At 38.8% G+C, this 19,632-nt stretch carries 19 protein-coding genes; 9 read left to right on the forward strand and 10 right to left on the reverse strand.

What is annotated here, in order from left to right; all coding sequences use genetic code 11:
- Nucleotides 1–248: transposase (locus AN486_RS16760; protein WP_290601678.1), on the reverse strand; the 248-nt coding region annotated here is incomplete at its 3' end.
- Between the two features lie 42 nt (nucleotides 249–290).
- Here AN486_RS16760 and AN486_RS16765 point away from each other — a divergent pair.
- From AN486_RS16765 to AN486_RS16780, 4 genes are all read left to right on the forward strand, one after another.
- On the forward strand, nucleotides 291–434 hold the full coding sequence (locus tag AN486_RS16765; RefSeq protein ID WP_290601728.1) for a hypothetical protein: 144 nt from the start codon (nucleotides 291–293) through the stop codon (nucleotides 432–434).
- Nucleotides 435–547: 113 nt separating this feature from the next.
- The gene (locus AN486_RS16770) at nucleotides 548–817 is read left to right on the forward strand and encodes a GUN4 domain-containing protein (protein WP_242032412.1); all 270 of its coding nucleotides are present in this window, start codon (nucleotides 548–550) and stop codon (nucleotides 815–817) included.
- A 401-nt stretch (nucleotides 818–1,218) separates the two neighbouring features.
- Nucleotides 1,219–2,337 (forward strand): magnesium chelatase ATPase subunit I, encoded by a 1,119-nt coding sequence (bchI, locus tag AN486_RS16775; protein WP_053537576.1) that lies wholly within the window; start codon nucleotides 1,219–1,221, stop codon nucleotides 2,335–2,337.
- 61 nt (nucleotides 2,338–2,398) lie between these two features.
- The gene (locus tag AN486_RS16780; protein ID WP_027403494.1) at nucleotides 2,399–2,716 is read left to right on the forward strand and encodes a hypothetical protein; all 318 of its coding nucleotides are present in this window, start codon (nucleotides 2,399–2,401) and stop codon (nucleotides 2,714–2,716) included.
- Here the strand turns inward: AN486_RS16780 and AN486_RS16785 are convergent.
- Together AN486_RS16785 and AN486_RS16790 are read right to left on the reverse strand one after the other, a co-directional pair.
- Nucleotides 2,711–3,430, reverse strand: coding sequence for a Uma2 family endonuclease (locus tag AN486_RS16785; protein ID WP_290601681.1), 720 nt, complete (start codon nucleotides 3,428–3,430; stop codon nucleotides 2,711–2,713). The genes AN486_RS16780 and AN486_RS16785 overlap by 6 nt on opposite strands.
- A 288-nt stretch (nucleotides 3,431–3,718) precedes the next feature.
- The gene (locus AN486_RS16790; protein ID WP_053537575.1) at nucleotides 3,719–4,414 is read right to left on the reverse strand and encodes a Uma2 family endonuclease; all 696 of its coding nucleotides are present in this window, start codon (nucleotides 4,412–4,414) and stop codon (nucleotides 3,719–3,721) included.
- A gap of 265 nt (nucleotides 4,415–4,679) precedes the next feature.
- Here AN486_RS16790 and pheT point away from each other — a divergent pair, with 265 nt between their 5' ends.
- Complete coding sequence (gene pheT / locus AN486_RS16795; protein WP_053537574.1) at nucleotides 4,680–7,115, forward strand: phenylalanine--tRNA ligase subunit beta; 2,436 nt, start codon at nucleotides 4,680–4,682, stop codon at nucleotides 7,113–7,115.
- A gap of 362 nt (nucleotides 7,116–7,477) precedes the next feature.
- Here pheT and urtE read toward each other — a convergent pair whose 3' ends face one another.
- The 5 genes from urtE to urtA all read right to left on the reverse strand — a co-directional run bounded on the left by urtE (nucleotide 7,478) and on the right by urtA (nucleotide 12,986).
- Nucleotides 7,478–8,176: an urea ABC transporter ATP-binding subunit UrtE gene (gene urtE / locus AN486_RS16800; RefSeq protein WP_053537573.1), complete on the reverse strand. Its 699-nt coding sequence runs from the start codon at nucleotides 8,174–8,176 to the stop codon at nucleotides 7,478–7,480.
- 168 nt (nucleotides 8,177–8,344) lie between these two features.
- The gene (gene urtD, locus AN486_RS16805; protein WP_290601684.1) at nucleotides 8,345–9,118 is read right to left on the reverse strand and encodes an urea ABC transporter ATP-binding protein UrtD; all 774 of its coding nucleotides are present in this window, start codon (nucleotides 9,116–9,118) and stop codon (nucleotides 8,345–8,347) included.
- Entirely contained in the window at nucleotides 9,093–10,268 is a 1,176-nt protein-coding gene (urtC, locus tag AN486_RS16810) for an urea ABC transporter permease subunit UrtC (RefSeq protein ID WP_290601686.1), read from the reverse strand. Before urtC ends, urtD begins: the two co-directional genes overlap by 26 nt.
- Nucleotides 10,269–10,309: 41 nt before the next feature.
- Entirely contained in the window at nucleotides 10,310–11,470 is a 1,161-nt protein-coding gene (locus AN486_RS16815) for a branched-chain amino acid ABC transporter permease (protein WP_053537570.1), read from the reverse strand.
- 199 nt (nucleotides 11,471–11,669) lie between these two features.
- Nucleotides 11,670–12,986, reverse strand: coding sequence for an urea ABC transporter substrate-binding protein (gene urtA / locus AN486_RS16820; protein ID WP_053537569.1), 1,317 nt, complete (start codon nucleotides 12,984–12,986; stop codon nucleotides 11,670–11,672).
- A 480-nt stretch (nucleotides 12,987–13,466) separates the two neighbouring features.
- On the opposite strand from urtA, the gene AN486_RS16825 reads away from it, so the two are divergent.
- Both AN486_RS16825 and AN486_RS16830 read left to right on the forward strand, forming a co-directional pair.
- The gene (locus AN486_RS16825; RefSeq protein ID WP_081424100.1) at nucleotides 13,467–13,736 is read left to right on the forward strand and encodes a YciI family protein; all 270 of its coding nucleotides are present in this window, start codon (nucleotides 13,467–13,469) and stop codon (nucleotides 13,734–13,736) included.
- A 1,105-nt stretch (nucleotides 13,737–14,841) separates the two neighbouring features.
- Nucleotides 14,842–17,370 (forward strand): mannose-1-phosphate guanyltransferase, encoded by a 2,529-nt coding sequence (locus tag AN486_RS16830; RefSeq protein ID WP_039200186.1) that lies wholly within the window; start codon nucleotides 14,842–14,844, stop codon nucleotides 17,368–17,370.
- A gap of 25 nt (nucleotides 17,371–17,395) precedes the next feature.
- Here AN486_RS16830 and AN486_RS16835 read toward each other — a convergent pair whose 3' ends face one another.
- Both AN486_RS16835 and AN486_RS16840 read right to left on the reverse strand, forming a co-directional pair.
- Nucleotides 17,396–17,710 (reverse strand): hypothetical protein, encoded by a 315-nt coding sequence (locus AN486_RS16835; protein WP_290601689.1) that lies wholly within the window; start codon nucleotides 17,708–17,710, stop codon nucleotides 17,396–17,398.
- A 163-nt stretch (nucleotides 17,711–17,873) separates the two neighbouring features.
- Nucleotides 17,874–18,830: a patatin-like phospholipase family protein gene (locus AN486_RS16840; protein ID WP_290601691.1), complete on the reverse strand. Its 957-nt coding sequence runs from the start codon at nucleotides 18,828–18,830 to the stop codon at nucleotides 17,874–17,876.
- A gap of 154 nt (nucleotides 18,831–18,984) precedes the next feature.
- Here AN486_RS16840 and AN486_RS16845 point away from each other — a divergent pair, with 154 nt between their 5' ends.
- Both AN486_RS16845 and AN486_RS16850 read left to right on the forward strand, forming a co-directional pair.
- A complete protein-coding gene (locus AN486_RS16845) occupies nucleotides 18,985–19,275 on the forward strand; it encodes a nucleotidyltransferase family protein (RefSeq protein WP_148762421.1) in 291 nt (96 codons plus the stop codon).
- A complete protein-coding gene (locus AN486_RS16850; RefSeq protein ID WP_168635215.1) occupies nucleotides 19,265–19,606 on the forward strand; it encodes a DUF86 domain-containing protein in 342 nt (113 codons plus the stop codon). Before AN486_RS16845 ends, AN486_RS16850 begins: the two co-directional genes overlap by 11 nt.
- Nucleotides 19,607–19,632: the final 26 nt, after the last annotated feature.

Genomic DNA, 19,632 nt, shown 5'->3' on the forward strand with positions numbered 1-19,632 from the left:
CTATCATGTCTAGTCTGGCACTTTTCACAAGTCCAGAATCTTATATCAAGTGGCAAACTACCCACTTGATTAAGGCATACATGACAAGTTTTCGACGAAGGAAAGAATCTATCAACTTCTTGATAAATCTTCCCTTCGTTTTCTGCTTTGTATTTAAGCATGGTGCAAAACATCCCCCAGCCAACTTGTTGAATAGATTTGGCTAGGCAGTGATTTTGCATCATGCCTTTAACATGAAGATTTTCCACCACAATAACTTGGTTTTCGTTAACTATCCTACGAGATAGTTTATGGAGAAATTTTTAGCTATTGATGAGGATAAACCATCAAAACCCTATTGTGTAATTAAACAATTTTTACTCCAAGCACAGGGAACAGATAGTATTGAAAAAGCAATTGTTATCAATCTGTTAAAGAAGTTATTCAGGAGTTAAATATTTTAAATCAACCTGAGAGGCGATCGCCATCTCAAATTTTACCTCCACTACCTCCACTACCACCTCAACCATCTGTTACTGTACCCAGTCGGTATCAAAAATTAGAGAAATTGTTAGCAGCAGGGGAATGGAAAGAAGCAGATGAGGAAACATTCTGGGTAATGCTAGTGGTAGCAAACCGAGAAAAAGAAGGTTGGTTAAATGTTAAAAGTATTGATAGTTTTCCCTGTGATGACCTCCGCATTATTGACGGGTTGTGGGTCAAATATAGTAATGGGCGGTTTGGGTTTTCTGTGCAGAAACTGATAGTTGCGGAATGCGGAATATCCCTACTGAAGATAATACTTGTTTCTCAGCAATTTCAGTTATTTTTCCGATAATTTTAATAATTTTATGAGAATCAGGATTTACAAGATCAAACAATGAACAGGATTTTAATTTACTCACATCCTGTCAATTCTTAAATTCTGGTTATCCTGATGCTGACAATTTCTGTATTCTAAAATTTAGACATTATAGCCACCAAATTATATACCTTGATAATAGCACAAAAAGTCAAGAGGTCAAGAACCTAGTAAAATCGTTACCTTATTGCAATCATTCTCAAGATTATTGAGAATGAAGCAGATTTATTCTCAATAAACATAGTCTTGTGCTTTTTTTGTAAAAGTCAGATTTAAAAAACTTATAAGAAGATTGGCTTTTAACGAACAACCAACCCACCTCCCCAAAATGTGTCAAAATAAAGAATTGTAATAAAAAATATTGTTAAGGTAATTTAGTGACTTCAACTGCTCAAGCTAGTGCGAGTGCGCGTCGTGCGGTCTTTCCATTTACAGCCATCGTTGGTCAAGAAGAAATGAAACTGGCACTGCTGTTAAATGTCATTGACCCCAAAATTGGTGGTGTAATGATTATGGGCGATCGCGGCACCGGAAAATCTACAACTATCCGCGCCTTGGCGGACCTTTTACCAGAAATCCCTGTTGTCGCCAATGACCCTTTCAACAGTGACCCCAGCGACACGGACTTGATGAGTGATGAAGTCCGTCAACAGGTAGCCCAAGGGTTGGAAATTCCCGTCACTCACAAAAAGGTACAAATGGTAGATTTACCATTGGGTGCGACAGAAGACCGAGTTTGTGGGACAATTGACATTGAAAAAGCCTTATCTGAGGGTGTCAAAGCCTTTGAACCCGGACTCCTAGCCAAAGCTAACCGGGGTATTCTTTACGTTGATGAGGTCAACTTATTAGATGACCACTTGGTAGACGTACTCCTCGATTCCGCTGCTAGTGGTTGGAACACTGTGGAACGGGAGGGGATTTCTATCCGTCACCCAGCCAAGTTTGTTCTCGTTGGTTCGGGAAACCCAGAAGAAGGGGAACTGCGTCCCCAACTCCTTGACCGTTTTGGAATGCACGCAGAAATCCGCACTGTGAAAGAACCAGCTTTGCGGGTGCAAATTGTGGAAGAACGGGGTGAATTTGACCAAAATCCGCCTGTGTATTTAGAAAAACACCAAGCTCCCCAAGTAGCATTACAAGAGAAAATTGTCAATGCCCAAAACTTATTACCACAAGTTAATTTAGACTATGACTTCCGGGTGAAAATTTCCGAAGTTTGTTCAGAATTAGATGTGGACGGGTTGCGGGGTGACATTGTGACAAACCGTGCGGCTAAAGCCTTAACCGCCTTTGAAGGTCGGACAGAAGTAACAGTTGACGATATCCGGCGGGTAATTACATTATGTCTGCGTCACCGTCTGCGGAAAGATCCTTTAGAATCCATTGATACAGGATATAAGGTAGAAAAGGTCTTTTGTCGAGTTTTTGGTGTGGAACTTCCAGAAGACTCAACTCAGAAAACTGGTGCGGGGGTAAAAGCTGGCGCTCGTTAGTTTTAATGTAGAGACGTTCCATGGAACGTCTCTACAACAGTTAATTAACAACTGACAAATTATGAGAACCTGGAATTTTTGGTTAAATAGCTTGATTTTATTTATTCAAGATCATCCACCCCGATTTGTGGAGTTATTAATGTTGACATTAGCGATCGCTCTGCTGACAGTCTCCACCATTGTCCCAGATAAACCCTACATCATACTAGGTTTAAGTTTTGTCGTGGGAGCATCAACTTCTATATTAGTCCGGGAAGCAATGTCTCCCACCGGAAACAACCACACAGTTTTAACTCAACAACGCCTTACCCAATTTACCGCATTACTGTTATTAGGAATTAGTATTTACGGTTTTGCAGATTTAATTCACACGCTATAAATTTTCAGGATCAACTCCTAATTTTTTTAACATCTTTGCTAATTTATTAGCCTTTTCCTCAGATTCTAACCATTTTCTTTCAGATTCTAAATGTTTTTCCTCACTTTGTTGCATCCTTTCTTCTGGTGTTAAAAATCGTTTTCCATTTTCATCAAACCAATATAACCATTCCCTAGTTATTCCTTGATATGTTGCTTTTTCCATTCCTATTCCTAACCCTATCTCTGGTAGAAAAACAGGGTTTCCTGACAGTAATTTATATTCTCCATTGACTAATTTGTAAACCTCTAAACGTTGTTTTCTTTTACGCTGAGAATTATAAACTACATAATATAATATACCCAATTCTTGAGCATAAAAATCTTTCTTAGTGCTATATTCTCCCCTATAGGTATGAGACACTATTTCTAACACTAAAATCGGTAATTTTTGTTCTTCCCATAATACATAACTGCGGCGTAAATCTTCATCAATTAATCTGGGAATACCAATACTTAAAAATCCATCTGGGACAATTGCAGGTTTATCTGGATCATAATATATTCCCATGTCTACGCCAAAAAACCAATCCCATCTTTGGAACCAGATTAAGGCTAACATGGCTTTTAATAAACCGGGAATTAAATCTTGTAGTTCGTTATCCACTGGTGTGTCGTCAGAGTCGGGTAATTCCTTAGATGAGGGTAAATAATTTAATTGGCTGTATTTTAGCATGATTGATATTACCAATTCTATTTTTATTATAATCCAGATCCCCGACTTCTAAGAAAAATCTATCATTTATTTACAAAATGAAAACAGAAGTCGGGGATATTTTTATCCTTGAATTATGGCTTTTTCTTCTTCAGTTAAACCATACAACCGATAAACAATTTCATCAATTAACCAATCACATTGTTTCAGTTGTTTTTTGATAGGTAAGAGTGTATTTAAACTTGATTGATATTCTTTTTCTAATGTCTCCTGTTCTTTTCTCGCGGTGCATAATACCCTACCATATAATCATAAATTATCTAAATCAATTCCCTTTTCTTGCAACTTAGCTAATAATTCTTGATACTGCTGAATAACTACTTGCTTCTCCTGACGTTCTTGTTCAGCACGTTGATATTCTTGTTTAGCAAGTTGATCAAATTCCACAGATGTGAGAAACTTGTTACCATCAGGATAATAAATCTCTAAATTATCAAGTACAAGTTGAAACCGGATACCCAATCTCGGACTTATCCAACCATTAATATCTTCAATGGCTATAAAAGCATCTTGATAACGCACAAAACCGGATAATTCTAAAGTATCAGGATCATAAATATAATATTCTTCCACACCATAACGTTGATAAAAAAGCGATTTATTAATCATTTTGGGAGTACGATTTCCCGGTGATAAAATTTCAAAAACCACTTGAGGAGGAATATTATTTTCTTTCCATTGTTGATAAGAACCTCTATCTACTTTTGGTCTACCAAACACCACCATAACATCAGGTGCTTGACAAGTTTTGACACTTCCCTCGATAGGATACCAAAGTAAATCACCTGCAATAAATACATCATCTCGTGATGCAAATAATATTTCTAAATTTTCTTTAATTTTAACAATCCATTGATATTGTTTAGTATTATCTGCCATTGGTTGACCGTCGCTGTCAGGATAAATGATTTCTGGTGTGGTTTCTGCTGATAATTGCTGTACCATAGTGGACATATCTCCCATAGGAATAGATTCTGATATCTACTAAATTAATCATAATAGACATCCAGTGAAAAAAATGTAGATAGTTTGCATATCACATCTGTACTATAAAAAGGAAAAATTAGATTTCTTTAACTCATATTCTTTGCGTCTTTGCGCCTTTGCGTGAGGCTAATTCCTACATTAAATCAGCAACGCCAAAAAATCTGATAATTTTCACTTAATATATAAAATTAGAGCGAAAGACAAATCTAAACAAACAGACTCCATGCGTATTTCTCTAAACTGGTTAAAAGAACTCGTAGAAATCAAACTCACCCCAGAAGAACTGGCGGAAACCTTGACAATGGCAGGGTTTGAAGTAGAAGATATAGAAGACCGCCGCACTTGGGCAAATGGTGTAGTTGTGGGAAAAGTGCTAGAACGTCAACCCCACCCCAATGCAGACAAATTGAGCGTTTGTACCGTAGATATTGGGGCTGCTGAGACTGTAAATATCGTTTGCGGTGCTGCGAACGTCCGCGCAGATATCTATGTCCCTGTCGCCACCACAGGAACTTATTTACCCAACATTGATTTAAAAATCAAACCCGCAAAACTGCGGGGTGTTCCCTCCAATGGGATGATATGCTCTTTAAAAGAACTGGGTTTACCCACTGATATTGACGGTATTCATATCTTCCCTGAAGAAAACATGGTGGTGGGTAGTGATGTTCGTCCCCTATTGGGTTTGGAAGATGTGATTTTAGATGTCACCGCTACTGCTAACCGGGCTGACGCTTTATCTATGGTGGGTATTGCACGGGAAGTAGCAGCTTTAACTGGGGGAAAATTATCAATTCCCCCAATTGCAGAAGTAGAAAATACCAAGACTGCGAAAAGCATCACTTTAAAAATTTCCGAAACCCAAGCTTGTCCTGCTTATATTGGTACAGTTGTCGAAAACATCAAAATTGCGGCTTCTCCTGAATGGTTACAACAACGTTTACGGGCTGCTGGAGTCAGACCAATTAATAATGTAGTTGATATCACAAACTATGTTTTATTAGAAAGAGGACAACCGCTTCACGCTTTCGACAAAGAGCGTTTACAATCTGTAGGTGGGGGGGAAAATTTAATCATTGGTGTGCGGTTTGCGGAAACTGGGGAAACTTTAAAAACCTTAGATGGAAATATTCGTAATTTATCAACCCAAAATTTATTAATTACCGCTAATAATCAAGCGGTGGCTTTAGCAGGTGTTATGGGTGGTGCAGAAACAGAAGTTCATGAAGGTACACAAAGTTTAGTTTTAGAAGCTGCGTTATTTGATTCTGTGGCTATTCGGCGTTCTTCTCGCAGTGCGGGGTTAAGAAGTGAGGCTTCTGGTAGATACGAAAGGGGCGTAAATCGCGCCGAATTAGAAATAGCTTGTCACCGCGCTTTATCCTTAATTAGTGAATTAGCCGCAGGGGTGATTGTTCAGCAAGAAATTTCCGATTATCGTCCAGATATTTCTACTTGGTCACATTCTATTAACCTGCGTTTAGATAAAGTTAATGAAGTGCTAGGTCCGATTGAACTAGGACTCGAAACAGGAGAATTACAAGGGTCAGATGTCGAAAAAATTCTCACGGCTTTAGGATGTAAATTAGCCAAAATTGATGACCGGAATTGGACAGTTACCGTACCTCCCTATCGTTACCGCGATTTAGAACGGGAAATTGATTTAATTGAAGAAATTGCCCGGTTATATGGTTATGATAAGTTCTGTGATACTTTACCAGAAAAATCCGAAGCTGGTTATCTATCTTTAGAACAAGAATTAATTCGCAGGTTACGCGCTTATCTCCGCGCTGAAGGTTTGACTGAATTAATTCATTATTCTTTGGTGAAACCAGGTGAAGATAAACAGATCATTTTAAGTAACCCTTTGTTCGCTGAATATTCGGCTTTACGCACTGATTTAATTTCCGGTTTAATTACCGCTTTTCAATATAATATAGAGCAAGGAAATGGAGCATTAAACGGTTTTGAAATCGGGCGGATTTTCTGGCGCGAAGAAGAGGGTTTACAAGAAGCGGAAATCCTGGCTGGAATTATTGGTGGTGATATCACTGTCGGTAAATGGTCAAGAGGTGGTAAGGAAGAAGCGATTACTTGGTTTGAAGCCAAAGGCATTTTAGAAAGTGTCTTTAAACAACTAAAATTAACGGTAGAATTTCAACCTGAAAATCGAGATTCTCGTTTACATCCTGGACGCACAGCTTCATTGTGGGTAAAAGGTAGTAGACTGGGAACATTCGGACAAATTCACCCCCAATTACGTCGAGAGAAAGATTTACCAGAAGCCGTTTATGTGTTTCAATTGGATTTAGATGCTCTGTTGGATGCTTGGGATCATGATGATTTGCTAGTTCCCAAATTCAGTTCCTATTCTACCTATCCAGCTAGTGACAGAGATTTGGCGTTTTTTGCCCCTGTGAAAGTGACGGTTTCCGAAATTGAAAAGGTCATTAATAAAGCTGGGAAAGGGTTATTAAACTCGGTGGAATTGTTTGATGAATATCGGGGTGAACACGTTCCCACAGGACAACGTAGTTTAGCGTTTCGTTTAGTATATCGTGCCAGCGATCGCACTCTTACTGAAAATGAAATCGAACCAGTTCATAATCAAGTGCGGACAGCCTTAGTTGAAAAATTTGGTGTGAATTTGAGAAGTTAATCCAAAACAGTCGGTTTTAACCGACTTTTGCTATGAGACAGGGAATTTATTCCCTGGCTTTATCAATTAGGGACTTCCAAGAAATAAATTATCCTGATTAACGAACCACGGAGGCGCAGAGGACACAGAGGAATAAGGGTTTGAGAGATTTTTGCGTTAGGTGGTTTATCGGTTGTCAAGAGATTGCTTCCTTTCACTCGCAATGACAACTCATGCAGCACAGGTTTATTAGAGACTTCCAATCAAAAAAATATCCCAAAATTTCTTGTGGTGCGGGACGAATTGCCCGCTAATCATCAAGGACGGGCAAGGATGCCCATCCTACAAAATTGGATCATTTTTTTTGTGGAGTTCTCTTATCACTAAACCGTCAAAAACTTTTGAATCACATCTTGACTAAGTTCCTGAGTTAGACCGGAAGCAACAATCCCCCCTTTTTGCATAGCATAATAGTAATCTGCCTGACGGACAAAATGCAAGTGCTGTTCTACCAATAAGACGGAAACTCCTGTAGTTTCAATAATCTGACGGACTGCGGCTTCAATTTCCAAAATGATTGAGGGTTGAATACCTTCCGTTGGTTCGTCTAATACGAGTAGTTGTGGTTTTCCCATTAAAGCACGAGCGATCGCTAATTGTTGCTGTTGTCCACCACTTAGATCTCCACCCATACGAGAAAGCATAGTTTTTAATACTGGAAATAGGCTAAAAATTTCTGGGGGAATTTCTGGTTTTTTAACTGGTTTTTGTCTAGCCTCTAATCCCAAAAGCAGATTTTCTTTAACTGTTAATCGCGGTATGATTTCCCTTCCTTGACTCACATAACCAATACCCATTTTCGCCCTTTCATAAGTTGGTTTACCGTTAATTATCTCCCCTGCAAAATTAATAATTCCGCTGCTGGGTTTGAGTAAGCCAATAATTGTTTTTAGCATTGTTGTTTTCCCCACCCCATTGCGTCCAATTAAACATACCATCTGTCCTGGTAATACAGTCAAATCTACATTTCTGAGAATATGACTTTCACCATAATGAACGTTAAGATTAGAAATTTTTAGCATTATAAAATTAACCTGATTAACTATTTTTTTCCTAACCCTCCCCTTACAAAGGGGAGGGAAGTAATTTTTCCGGTTTCCCCCATTTCCAAGGGGGGATTAAGGGGGGTAATTTGACTTGTGTGTACACGCCTTATAAAAGGGAGGGGACAGAGTTCTTGTTTCCCAGCTTCACAAGGGGGGATTAAGGGGGGTATGATTCTCTTCCTGTTTTCCTAAATATACTTCAATAACGCGGGGGTCATTTCTGACCTCCTCAAAATCACCTTCACACAATACCGAACCCTCATGTAATACTGTCACCTTCTTAGCAATTTGTCGCACAAATTCCATATCATGTTCAATGACTAAAATTGAATGACTCGTGGCTAATGTTGATAATAAATTACCGATATTATAGGTTTCTTCATCTGTTAAACCAGCCACTGGTTCATCAACAAGTAATAAATCAGGAGATTGTGCTACTAACATTCCAATCTCCAAACGTTGCTTTTCTCCATGGGATAATAAAGCCGCTGGAATATTTGCTTTTGCAGTTAAACCAATTGTTTCTAATAAGCCTTTAAGACTATTTTTTTCCGCAGAATTGATAGAACGAAACAAGGTTGAGAAGACATTTTTCTGACGATTACTAGTAATTTCTAAATTCTCGAAAGGTGTTAAATTAAGATATATTCGTGGAGTTTGGAATTTGCGCCCAATTCCCAGCCGTGCAATTTGATGTTCGGCTAAAGAACGTAAATTTTTACCCTTAAATAATACTTTCCCTATAGTTGGTTGAACCTTACCTGTAATTACATCCAGAAAGGTAGTTTTTCCTGCCCCATTTGGACCAATTACTACCCGCAATTCACCAACATTCATACTAAAATTTAATTGGTTTAATGCTTTAAAACCGTCAAAACTAACGGTGACATTTTCAGTTTCCAAGATTTTGGCGTTCATGTTTCACCTCCATATCTTCTTCTAAACTAGGATAGGTATCAGAAGGTTTTAATTGCTGACGTTTCCCAAAAGGGATATTTTGTTTATTTAACCATCCCATGATGCCGTCAGGAAGCAAAATGACGATAATTAATAATAGTATACCCTGAAAAAATAGCCATATTTCCGCGAATTGTTCACTTAAAAAAGTCCGGGCATAATTAACTAATAAAGTGCCAATAACTGCCCCGATTAGCGTCCCTCTTCCCCCCACAGCCACCCAAATCACCATTTCAATAGAAAAGCCAATATCCATGGATCTAGGGGATACAGAACCACTTTGAACAGTGTAAAATGCCCCAGCTATACCAGCAATTGCTCCCGAAACTGCAAATACTAATACTTTAAAATCTGTGGGGTCGTAACCAGAAAATCTCACCCGACTTTCATCATCACGAATAGCTATTAATAATCGGCCAAAACGTCCACTAGTTAACCAGCGACAAAGCCCATAAGTAGCCGCCAAAAATACCACCGTCAAGACATAAAAAACAAATTGAGTTTTGCTATCACTAACTATAGCACCACTGCCATTAACTCCCCAAGATAAAGGCGGAAAAGTGGTAAAATCTATCAACCCATTTGTGCCATTAAAAAATTGTTGTTGTCCATTAAAAAAATTGAAAAATACAATAATTGCAGCTTGAGTCAAAATCGAAAAATAAACCCCCTTAATGCGATTACGAAATACTAAATATCCTAGTAATCCTGCTAACAAACCCGGAATCATCACCACAGCAGCCACAGAGAGGGGAAAAGAAGAAAAAGGCTGCCAAAATCCAGGAAGTTCCATAACACCATAAAGGGACATAAAATCCGGTAACTCCCCCGTGGGGACTTGCAATTTTAGGTACATAGCGATCGCATATCCACCCAAACCAAAGAAAATCCCATGTCCCAAACTCAATAAACCAGCATAACCCCAAATTAAATCAATTCCCAAAGCCACAATAGCCAGAGACAAAAACCGTCCCAATAAATTCAGACGAAAATCTGAAAGTAACACCGGCATAATTAAAATCAAAATTAAAGCGATCGCACAAACCACCCCAACCTCAACTAATATTAAATTTCGCCCCTTTTTAATTTTTATCATTCCTGCTTTATCCATTTTCTAAAATCCACGTTTATCTGCGATTAATTTCCCATAACTTAAACATCAACATGACGACCCTTTTGGGGAAAAATTCCGCCAGGTTTCCACTGTAAAAACACAATAATTAACGCAAAAACCATCACCTTAGCCATACTTGTAGTTGCAAAAAAACTAAATAAATCAGCCAAAGGCTTGACCGCACCCAACAACAAAGCCAAAGTTCCCGAACCAATCAAATAATTAATTGTCCCAATTCCCAAAGCTGCCAAAATTGTACCAGCTAAATTACCCACACCACCGACAACCACCACCATAAAGGTGTCAATAATGTAATTTTGTCCAGTATTTGGTCCGACAGAACCGAGTAAACTAATTGCACATCCAGCCACACCAGCTAACCCTGAACCCAACGCAAAAGTAATTGCATCAACTTTTTGAGTGGGAATACCCAAACAAGCGCTCATACTGCGATTTTGAGTAACAGCCCTAATTCTTAATCCCCAATGAGAACGTTGCAAAAATAGATAAATTCCTCCCACACAAATAATCGTCAAAACAATAATAAATAACCGGGCATAAGGTAATTGTACACCAGCTAAAGATACACCAGATTGTAACCAACTAGGGGCTGTAACATCCACATTTTGAGCGCCAAACCAAGGTAAAGTTACCGCTTGCTGATAGGTTTTACTCAATAAATTACAAATTGTGATTGTCAATCCTAGAGACAAAAATAGTAAAAATCCCACAACCCAGTTACGAATTTTCTGCAAATTATTCCGAGAATTTAAAATCCATAAACCCCCAAAAAATAGAACAGAAAACAAAGCTATTGCTATGATCAATAATAAATTGACACTGCGGACAAACTGTTGAAAAATTAAACTTACTCCCCAGGTTGCTAACAGAGTTTCTAAAGGTCGTCCATAGAGATAACGAATTACACTTTTTTCCAGAATTAATCCCACACCAGCAGTGAAAATAAAAGCAATAATCAAAGCCAAAAATATATAAACTTCAAACCAAACCCCACCCAGTTGCTTACAAACATTTTGCACGACAAAAGTTGTATAAGCACCAAACATAATTAGCTCACCATGAGCCATATTAATGACACCCATTAAGCCAAATATGATAGCTAATCCTAACGCAGCAATTAATAAAACAGCGCCAATACTAACACCATTAAATACAGCTTCCAAGAAACCTGTTAACATTTTATCCCTGCAATTATCAATTTATTCCTAATAGTCAGTTGTCAGTTATTAGTTATTTTAATCTCACAGCAAATTGCCACTAAACAAAGTACAAATATGAATAGTAAAACTCCTGTGGGGTGGGCATCCTGCCCGCCCATACATACCTTATTGAGATGCAATTTGTTGTATTACTAACCCCTGACAACTTACCACCAAATTAACCCTTCTTGTATTTACCACCTTTTCCAGGATCTGACCAATCACAGGCAAATCCCTTAGTCTCTTTCACAAATTGATTCCAAGGAACTGGTTCAACTGGTGCGGGGGTAGCATAAACAATGTCAAATAGTCCATCCTGTCTGACTTGACCAATCCGCACAATTTTTGATATGTGATGATTAGCATTAACAGTCACCTTTCCTTCAGGTGCATCTATAGTTTGACCATAGGCCGCAGCCCGTACTTTCGCCAAGTCAGTTGTAGTTGCTTTTTCTACTGATTGCTTCCACAAATACACGGCGATATAGGCCGCTTCCATTGGGTCATTTGTTACCCTGTCTTCCCCGTATTCTTTCTTAAAAGCCGCCACAAATTTCTTGTTCGCAGGTGTGTCTACTGTTTGAAAATAGTTCCAAGCAGCATAATGTCCTTTTAGATACTCCACCCCAATGGCTTTAACTTCCTCTTCCGCAATACTCACAGACATGGAAGGATACTTATCTGGTGTCAATCCCGCTCCTTTCAACTGTTTGAAGAAAGCAACATTACTATCACCATTAAGAGTATTATAAATTACACCGCCATTGGGTAAAACCTGCTTAATTTTCGTGATAATAGCTGTTACTTCCGTATTACCCAAAGGTAAGTAATCTTCCCCAACAGTTTTCCCGCCTAAAGCCTCCAATTGAGCCTTAATAATGTTATTAGCAGTGCGGGGGAAAACATAGTCAGAACCGACTAAAAAGAACTCTTTACCTTTATTCTTCAACAACCAATCAACAGAAGGTTCAATTTGTTGATTTGGGGCTGCACCAGTGTAAAAAATGTTTTTAGAACATTCTTGACCCTCATACTGCACAGGATACCAGAGCATATGATCCTTGCTCTCGAAAACTGGCTTGACATTTTTACGACTAGCAGAAGTCCAACAACCGAAAACTACAGCTACTTGATCCTGGTCAATCAATTTGGTAGCTTTTTCTCTAAAGGTGTCCCAATTAGAAGCGCCATCTTCAACAACTGCTTCAATTTGTTTACCTAAAACACCCCCAGCAGCGTTAATTTCCTTAATTGCTAGTTTTTCCGCATCTACCACACTTTTCTCACTGATAGCCATTGTGCCACTGAGAGAATGTAAAATACCTACCTTGATAGTTTTACCAGTAGTACCAGCTACGGGAGATGTACTAGTGGATGCTGCTGGACTATTCGCAGTATTTGGAGAGTTATTAGCACAAGCTTTTAAAAAAATGCTACTACCAACACCTACAGCACTGTAAAGCAGAAACTTACGTCGGTTAAATTGCTTAGACATATTTTTGATTAATTCTCTTTTAAACTGAGATATTAGTTCTATTTTTAACTATTAAACTGTGATTTGTTATACAAAATCTTAGTTTATTCTAATAAAAATTTATCTCAAGATAGATGACAAATATAGTTTCTTCCTCATTGGGACTGGTGTAATAACAACACACCTAGCCACCTCCCTGCCAGCGATTAGCAGGTTAGGATCTACCTCATGTAATTATAAATATCTGTATATATTTTGGCATTATAATAAGTATTATTAAGTATAAGTAGGTGAACAGAAAAATTTAAAGGTATGTGAAGAAAAGTAAAATCACTCAAAACTCTCTTCCTGTTCCCTGTTCCCTTGCCCCAACGACAATTTTTAACGCCCACCTACTTATAGGCATATTAGTGAAATTAAAAACTTGATCATCAATCTCTATCTTAAAAAACCTCATGTTGCTATATTTTTTAAGAAGTATCAATAATCAAATCAGAAATTATGACAAAATACATCATGTGGGGAAGCTATTGTGAAGACGTTCTCAGCAAACGTGAACCCTATCGTCAAGCCCATTTAACAGGATTAGCACAACAGAAAGAATCTGGAATTTTAATTACCATTGGTCCAACAAAAGATGTAACTCAAGTCTTTGCTATTTACGAAGCTGAAGACGAAAACACCGTTCGTCAATTAGTGGAATCAGATCCCTATTGGCAAAACGGCATTTGGACAGAGTATTTTGTTAAAGAATGGATTCAGGCTTTTTAGCCCCTTAACACAATTTTTAACGAAAATAATTAATTCGTAATGGGTAATTACGAATTAATTATCCCTTCAGTGCCTTTTGAAAATTGCGACGATAGGATGAATTAGCTAAAAACAAAGCAGGCCATAGCACAGCCAAACCGATCCGATTAGGTAAAGTTTGATTAAAATTAGTCCTACCAAATCCAGTCCAAAATTTCCACACACCACCGAGATAAACCACGATTATTCCGAAAACCAGTAAATTCATAATTACCATCAACTTCCTTAATAACTGACATCATCTTATAAGAAGATAGGCTAAAAACCCCGGAGTTGATCCCTAAAAATCCCCAAAATTTTTAGAGATCAATGTCTCGTAAGCCGGGGATGAAAGCTGCAAGAGGGGATTTATCCCCCAGTGATAAGTTAATTATATTTGATGTTATAATCTCAATTGACAGGAAAGGTAATCAACCTGTATAAAAACCTAACTGCCTAACGGTAATCTGTACCTTGACAATTAAATCTATGGGGTTCTACTCCATTGTTCTAGTTTTCTCCTATCAGTAGGTAAAAGATTTATAGGTGCTAGACGAATCAGAATTTTGAAACGATAAGGAACAGGGAACAGGGGAGAAACCATTGGTGTCAACTTAAGCTACAGATGGCTTATTTGTTTGGCTCACAGACCCGCCCAGAAATGAATTAGAGTAAGCCACAAAATAAATGGGCGTTGCTGAATCGAGGTATGAAATTCCCAAATTGAATCTTTAAAACTCTTACCTTTGCGTCTTTGCGCCTTTGCGTGAGACTAAAATTCATACCCTTAATCAGCAACGCCAATAAATGATCCTGTTTTGTCATGCTGAGTGTAGCGAAACGAAGCGAAACGAAGCATCTCAAGAGATTCTTCACTACACTTCGTTTTGTAATCCCTCTGACACGCTGCGCGAACAGAATGACATTGGGCATTTCTTTTTGTGGAGTTCTCTAAGGCCATACTCCTGACTCCTGACTCAGTGACTCCTTTCAGAGATGTTTCTTATGGAAGGTTCTGAAATTTCAATAACTATAAGAGACTAGAAGAAGAAAAATATCATGTTTTTAGTCAAGTTTAGGAGTATTTATGCGTGCAGTCTTAATGGCAGGTGGTTCAGGAACACGGTTGCGTCCTTTGACTTGCGATTTACCCAAACCAATGGTTCCGATCTTAAATCGTCCCATTGCTGAACATATCATTAATCTCCTCAAACGGCACCAGATTTATGAAGTAATTGCCACATTGCATTATTTACCAGATGTTCTCCGTGATTACTTTCAAGATGGCAGTGATTTTGGCGTACAAATGACCTATGCTATCGAAGAAGATCAACCATTAGGTACGGCAGGTTGTGTAAAAAATATTACTGAACTTTTAGATGAAACTTTTTTAGTCATTAGCGGTGATAGTATCACAGATTTTGATTTGAATGCTGCCATTGAATTTCATCAACAAAAACAATCAAAAGCCACTTTAATTTTAACCCGTGTGCCTAATCCCATTGAATTTGGTGTGGTAATTACGGATACAGAAGGGCGTATTAACCGGTTTTTGGAAAAGCCTTCCACCAGCGAAATCTTTTCTGATACTGTCAACACTGGCACTTATATTTTAGAACCAGAAGTTTTAGACTATTTACCAGAACATACTGAATGCGATTTTTCCAAAGATTTATTTCCCTTATTACTAGCCAAAGACGAGCCAATTTACGGTTATGTTGCTGATGGTTACTGGTGTGATGTGGGTCATTTAGATGCCTATAGAGAAGCCCAGTATGATGCTTTACAAAGGAAAGTTAACTTAAAAGTGGCTTATCCAGAAATTGCTCCCGGTTTGTGGGTAGGACAAAATACTTATATTGATCCTACAGCCAAAATTGAAACCCCAGCCGTAATTGGTAATAATTGCCGCATTGGCGCAAGGGTAAAAATTGAGGATGGGACAGTAATTGGTGATAATGTGACAATTGGGGCTGATGCTCATTTAAAAAGACCAATTATTTGGAATGGGGCAATTGTTGGCGACGAAGCCCAGTTATCGGCTTGCGTAATTGGTCGCGGTACTCGTGTAGATAGACGCGCTCATGTCTTAGAGGCGGCTGTGGTAGGTTCGCTGTCTACGGTGGGAGAAGAGGCGCAAATTAGCCCTGGGGTGAGGGTATGGCCAAGTAAAAAGATTGAGTCTGGTGCAGTTTTAAATATTAATCTGATTTGGGGAAATACTGCCCAACGCAATTTATTTGGACAGCGCGGGGTACAGGGATTAGCCAATATTGATATTACTCCAGAGTTTGCGGTGAAGTTGGGGGCTGCCTATGGTTCGACTTTAAAACCTGGTTCAATGGTGACAGTCTCCCGTGACCAACGCAATGTTTCCCGGATGGTAACACGGTCTTTAATTGCGGGTTTAATGTCTGTCGGTGTAGATGTCCAGAACCTAGATACTACAGCTATTCCCATCGCTCGAACTGTGATCCCCACAATGTCAGTAGCAGGGGGTATTCATGTCCGAGTTCACCCAGAACGCCGTGATTATATCTTGATTGAATTTATGGATGTTAAGGGCATTAACATCTCTAAAGCCCAAGAAAAGAAAATTGAGGGGGCGTATTTTAAGGAAGATATGCGCCGTTCCCAAAGTCATGAAATTGGTGATGTGGTATATTCCAGTCAATTAATGGACTGCTATGGCAAGGCTTTTGAAAAGTTATTAAATTTGGATACTCTGCGTAATAGTCGGGCAAAAGTGGTAATTGACTATGTTTACGCTGTGTCCGGGGCAGTTTTGCCGCAAATGTTGGATAAATTTGGGGCTGATGCGGTGGTGTTAAATGCTAGTTTGAATAAAACGGCAATTTCCAATGCTGATAGAGAATTACTATTGACTCAATTAGGTCACGTTGTGGAGGCGGTGAACGCTAATTTTGGCGTGCAGGTATCAGCTAATGGGGAACAACTGATTTTAGTTGATGAATCGGGTTTTCCCATTCGCGGAGAAATGCTGACGGCTTTGATGGTGGATATGATGTTAACTGCTAACCCTAGAAGTTCGGTAGTTGTACCGGTTCATGCTTCTAGTGCGGTGGAATTGGTTGCCCATCGTCATGATGGTAATGTAATTAGAACTAAAGCGAATCCGACGGCTTTAATGGAAGCCTGTCAAAAAAATCCCAATGTGGTTTTGGGTGGGAGTGGGGAAACTGGGTTTATTTTTCCGCAATTACACCCAGGGTTTGATTCGATGTTCTGTATTGCCAAGCTGATTGAAATGTTAACCATTCAAGAGCGATCGCTGGCAACCGTGCGTTCCGAATTACCTCGTGTCATTAATAGAACCTACACAGTCCGCTGTCCTTGGACTGCTAAGGGGGCGTTAATGCGTTATTTGGTGGAAACTCACCCCGCCCAGAATCTGGAGTTAATTGACGGCGTGAAAATTCGCCAGCCCTATGATGACAATTGGCTATTGGTTTTACCTGATGCTAGTGAACCCCTAGTCCATCTCTATGTTAACAGTAGCGATCGGGATTGGGTTGATGAAACTCTCAGAGATTACCGCGCCCGTGTCCAGTATTTTGTGGAACGCGAACAGGAAAATTACCGTTTGGATATGTAGGGCTTGCTGATAGCGTAGCGTGGCGTTAGCCATATAAAACTGAAACCTTTTTATTAATAAGGGTTTCGCTGATTTTTATCACAAGAAAGTGCAAGGTTTTGGCTGATGGTGTCTCAAAATTGGTGCATTTTCCTGGGTCGGATTTAGAAAATTGAGGATATCCAGATGGCTGAAACTGTTCCCAGTTAAGAGTTAAGATTTCCCTGCCGTCACGGACAACTTTTTCAGCAAGCCCTATATATCTTCCATCTTGCCTCTTGAAGCTGGGAGTTATACTCAAAACGGCTTGATTGTTTGATTCTAAACGTAGGGGTAAAGCATGAGCTAAACCCCTACACATCTGGGTTCTTTGTCATTTGGCAAAAGTTTAAATCTCACCTGTGTTTAGTATATTAGCATTACACCCCCAAAAGATTATTCCTATCCCCACAACCGAAATCATAGCGCAAAGTGCCTTGTTTATTTGTACCGCACCCCAAGGCTGTTTTATCATTCAGTTTTAACTAATAGATTGGTGAATCGTCTCTTAATCGCTTTGATGTTTCCTGAAGTCGCGCAAAACTTTCTTGGCGCGATCGCTCGATCATCAGTGTTTGTAAAATTGGTTCAAGAATCCGTTTGGCATCTTGATAACCCCGGTTTTGCAAAAGTTGAATCCGTTCGGGACTGAAATCTAATAATGTATTAAGACCACCCATATCTTCCGTTGGACGAATTTCAATTATTGTTTGATTAGGGAAATCATGACGATTCCAAAGTTCCCCATTCCCTAAATGAATGACGATCGCATGAGTACAACCGCGATTTGCTAAGGCTTTGAGAGGGACATTATCACCTAGCCAACCATCAACATAATGCTTGTCATCAACCTGGCGTGACTTAAAGGCTAAAGGAATAGCAGCACTGGCGAGTAATGTTTGATAAATTTCTTCATCGGTTTTGGCTGATTGAACATGAATATATTCAGCGGATTGTCCAAGATTGGAGGCGATCGCATTGCCTATTGTGGGGACAATCTGACCTGCTTTGTGTGAAGATGGTAGAAAATTGTGTACTGAGGGAAACGCGGCTACCCAGAGTTCAATTCCTGCTCGCAATTGTTGAGGATTGATGGCATAGCGTAAAAATTTATCCAGTGGGTTAGGATCACACAAAGATGCGTCTTCCTGTGAGAAATGTAAATATTGCGCCAAGGATTGCAGTGGATATTTAACTAACTGCCAGTTGATAATGTTGGCTTCACCTAGTTCTCTCCATAGTTGCCATAGGCGATCAGCAGCTTGTTTAAATGATGTGTGAGAGGCGAGGATCGCACCATTGAGCGCACCAATGCTCGTACCTGCAATCATCAGAGGGGCAAAGTCAATTTCTGCTAGATATTTGACCACACCTGATTGGTACGCGCCCTTAGCACCGCCACCCGCCAGCACCAATCCGAGTTTGATTTTGGCTTCTTTCATGTAATAATTTAAATTATTAATCTATTAATTTTATGACGCAAATTGTAACATATTCCAAGAATAAGATCCCCGACTTCTCTGAGAAGTCGGGGATCTGAAACATTGCTGTGAATGCTTAAATCCTAATTCAGACCAAAAACATTAGGTAATAATCATGAATAGAGAATATCTAATCAACTTCCTGAAAAAAAACTTAACCACGATTAAAAGTTATGGTGTGATATCCTTAGCTTTATTTGGTTCTTATGCAAGAGATGAAGCAAAAAATACTAGCGATCTTGATTTATTGGTAGAATTTCAAGGAAAAGTTACCTTTGATCAATATATGGACTTAAAATTCTTCTTAGAAGATAATTTATCTTTATCTGTTGATTTAGTAACTAAAAAAATGTTGAAACCTCAAATTATTAGTTCTGTAGAAAAAGACGCTATTTATGTCGCGTAGTTTAAAACTTTATTGTGATGATATTTTAATTAGTTGTGATAAAATTCTCCGTTATACTCAAGGATTAGATGATAATAGGTTTTTTGCTGATGAATTAAGATTTGATGCGGTAATTAGAAATTTATCAGTGATTGGGGAAGCAGTTAAACAAATTCCTCCAGAAATAAGAAATAAATATCCACATATTGAATGGCGCAAAATTGCTGGATTGAGAGATATTTTAGTTCATGCTTATTTTTCCTTAGAAGATGAGATTATTTGGGACATTATTCAAACTAAAATTAGTCCTTTGAAATCAGCCATTTTAATTATTATTTCTCAAGAATTTTAAGTTAATGGAAAATGGCGATCGCACTG

This window comes from Anabaena sp. AL93, from assembly GCF_001672085.1.
GTDB lineage: Bacteria > Cyanobacteriota > Cyanobacteriia > Cyanobacteriales > Nostocaceae > Dolichospermum > Dolichospermum heterosporum.

Bases quoted from the DNA above. Each gene is read 5' to 3' on its own strand.
- AN486_RS16815 (WP_053537570.1), bottom strand. From the start codon at position 11,470: ATGTTAACAGGTTTCTTGGAAGCTGTATTTAATGGTGTTAGTATTGGC.
- AN486_RS16835 (WP_290601689.1), bottom strand. From the start codon at position 17,710: ATGTGTAGGGGTTTAGCTCATGCTTTACCCCTACGTTTAGAATCAAAC.
- pheT (WP_053537574.1), top strand. From the start codon at position 4,680: ATGCGTATTTCTCTAAACTGGTTAAAAGAACTCGTAGAAATCAAACTC.
- AN486_RS16780 (WP_027403494.1), top strand. From the start codon at position 2,399: ATGAGAACCTGGAATTTTTGGTTAAATAGCTTGATTTTATTTATTCAA.
- AN486_RS16785 (WP_290601681.1), bottom strand. From the start codon at position 3,430: ATGCTAAAATACAGCCAATTAAATTATTTACCCTCATCTAAGGAATTA.
- AN486_RS16850 (WP_168635215.1), top strand. From the start codon at position 19,265: ATGTCGCGTAGTTTAAAACTTTATTGTGATGATATTTTAATTAGTTGT.
- urtD (WP_290601684.1), bottom strand. From the start codon at position 9,118: ATGAACGCCAAAATCTTGGAAACTGAAAATGTCACCGTTAGTTTTGAC.
- urtA (WP_053537569.1), bottom strand. From the start codon at position 12,986: ATGTCTAAGCAATTTAACCGACGTAAGTTTCTGCTTTACAGTGCTGTA.
- AN486_RS16765 (WP_290601728.1), top strand. From the start codon at position 291: ATGGAGAAATTTTTAGCTATTGATGAGGATAAACCATCAAAACCCTAT.
- urtC (WP_290601686.1), bottom strand. From the start codon at position 10,268: ATGGATAAAGCAGGAATGATAAAAATTAAAAAGGGGCGAAATTTAATA.
- AN486_RS16790 (WP_053537575.1), bottom strand. From the start codon at position 4,414: ATGGTACAGCAATTATCAGCAGAAACCACACCAGAAATCATTTATCCT.
- AN486_RS16825 (WP_081424100.1), top strand. From the start codon at position 13,467: ATGACAAAATACATCATGTGGGGAAGCTATTGTGAAGACGTTCTCAGC.
- AN486_RS16840 (WP_290601691.1), bottom strand. From the start codon at position 18,830: ATGAAAGAAGCCAAAATCAAACTCGGATTGGTGCTGGCGGGTGGCGGT.
- AN486_RS16845 (WP_148762421.1), top strand. From the start codon at position 18,985: ATGAATAGAGAATATCTAATCAACTTCCTGAAAAAAAACTTAACCACG.
- urtE (WP_053537573.1), bottom strand. From the start codon at position 8,176: ATGCTAAAAATTTCTAATCTTAACGTTCATTATGGTGAAAGTCATATT.
- AN486_RS16830 (WP_039200186.1), top strand. From the start codon at position 14,842: ATGCGTGCAGTCTTAATGGCAGGTGGTTCAGGAACACGGTTGCGTCCT.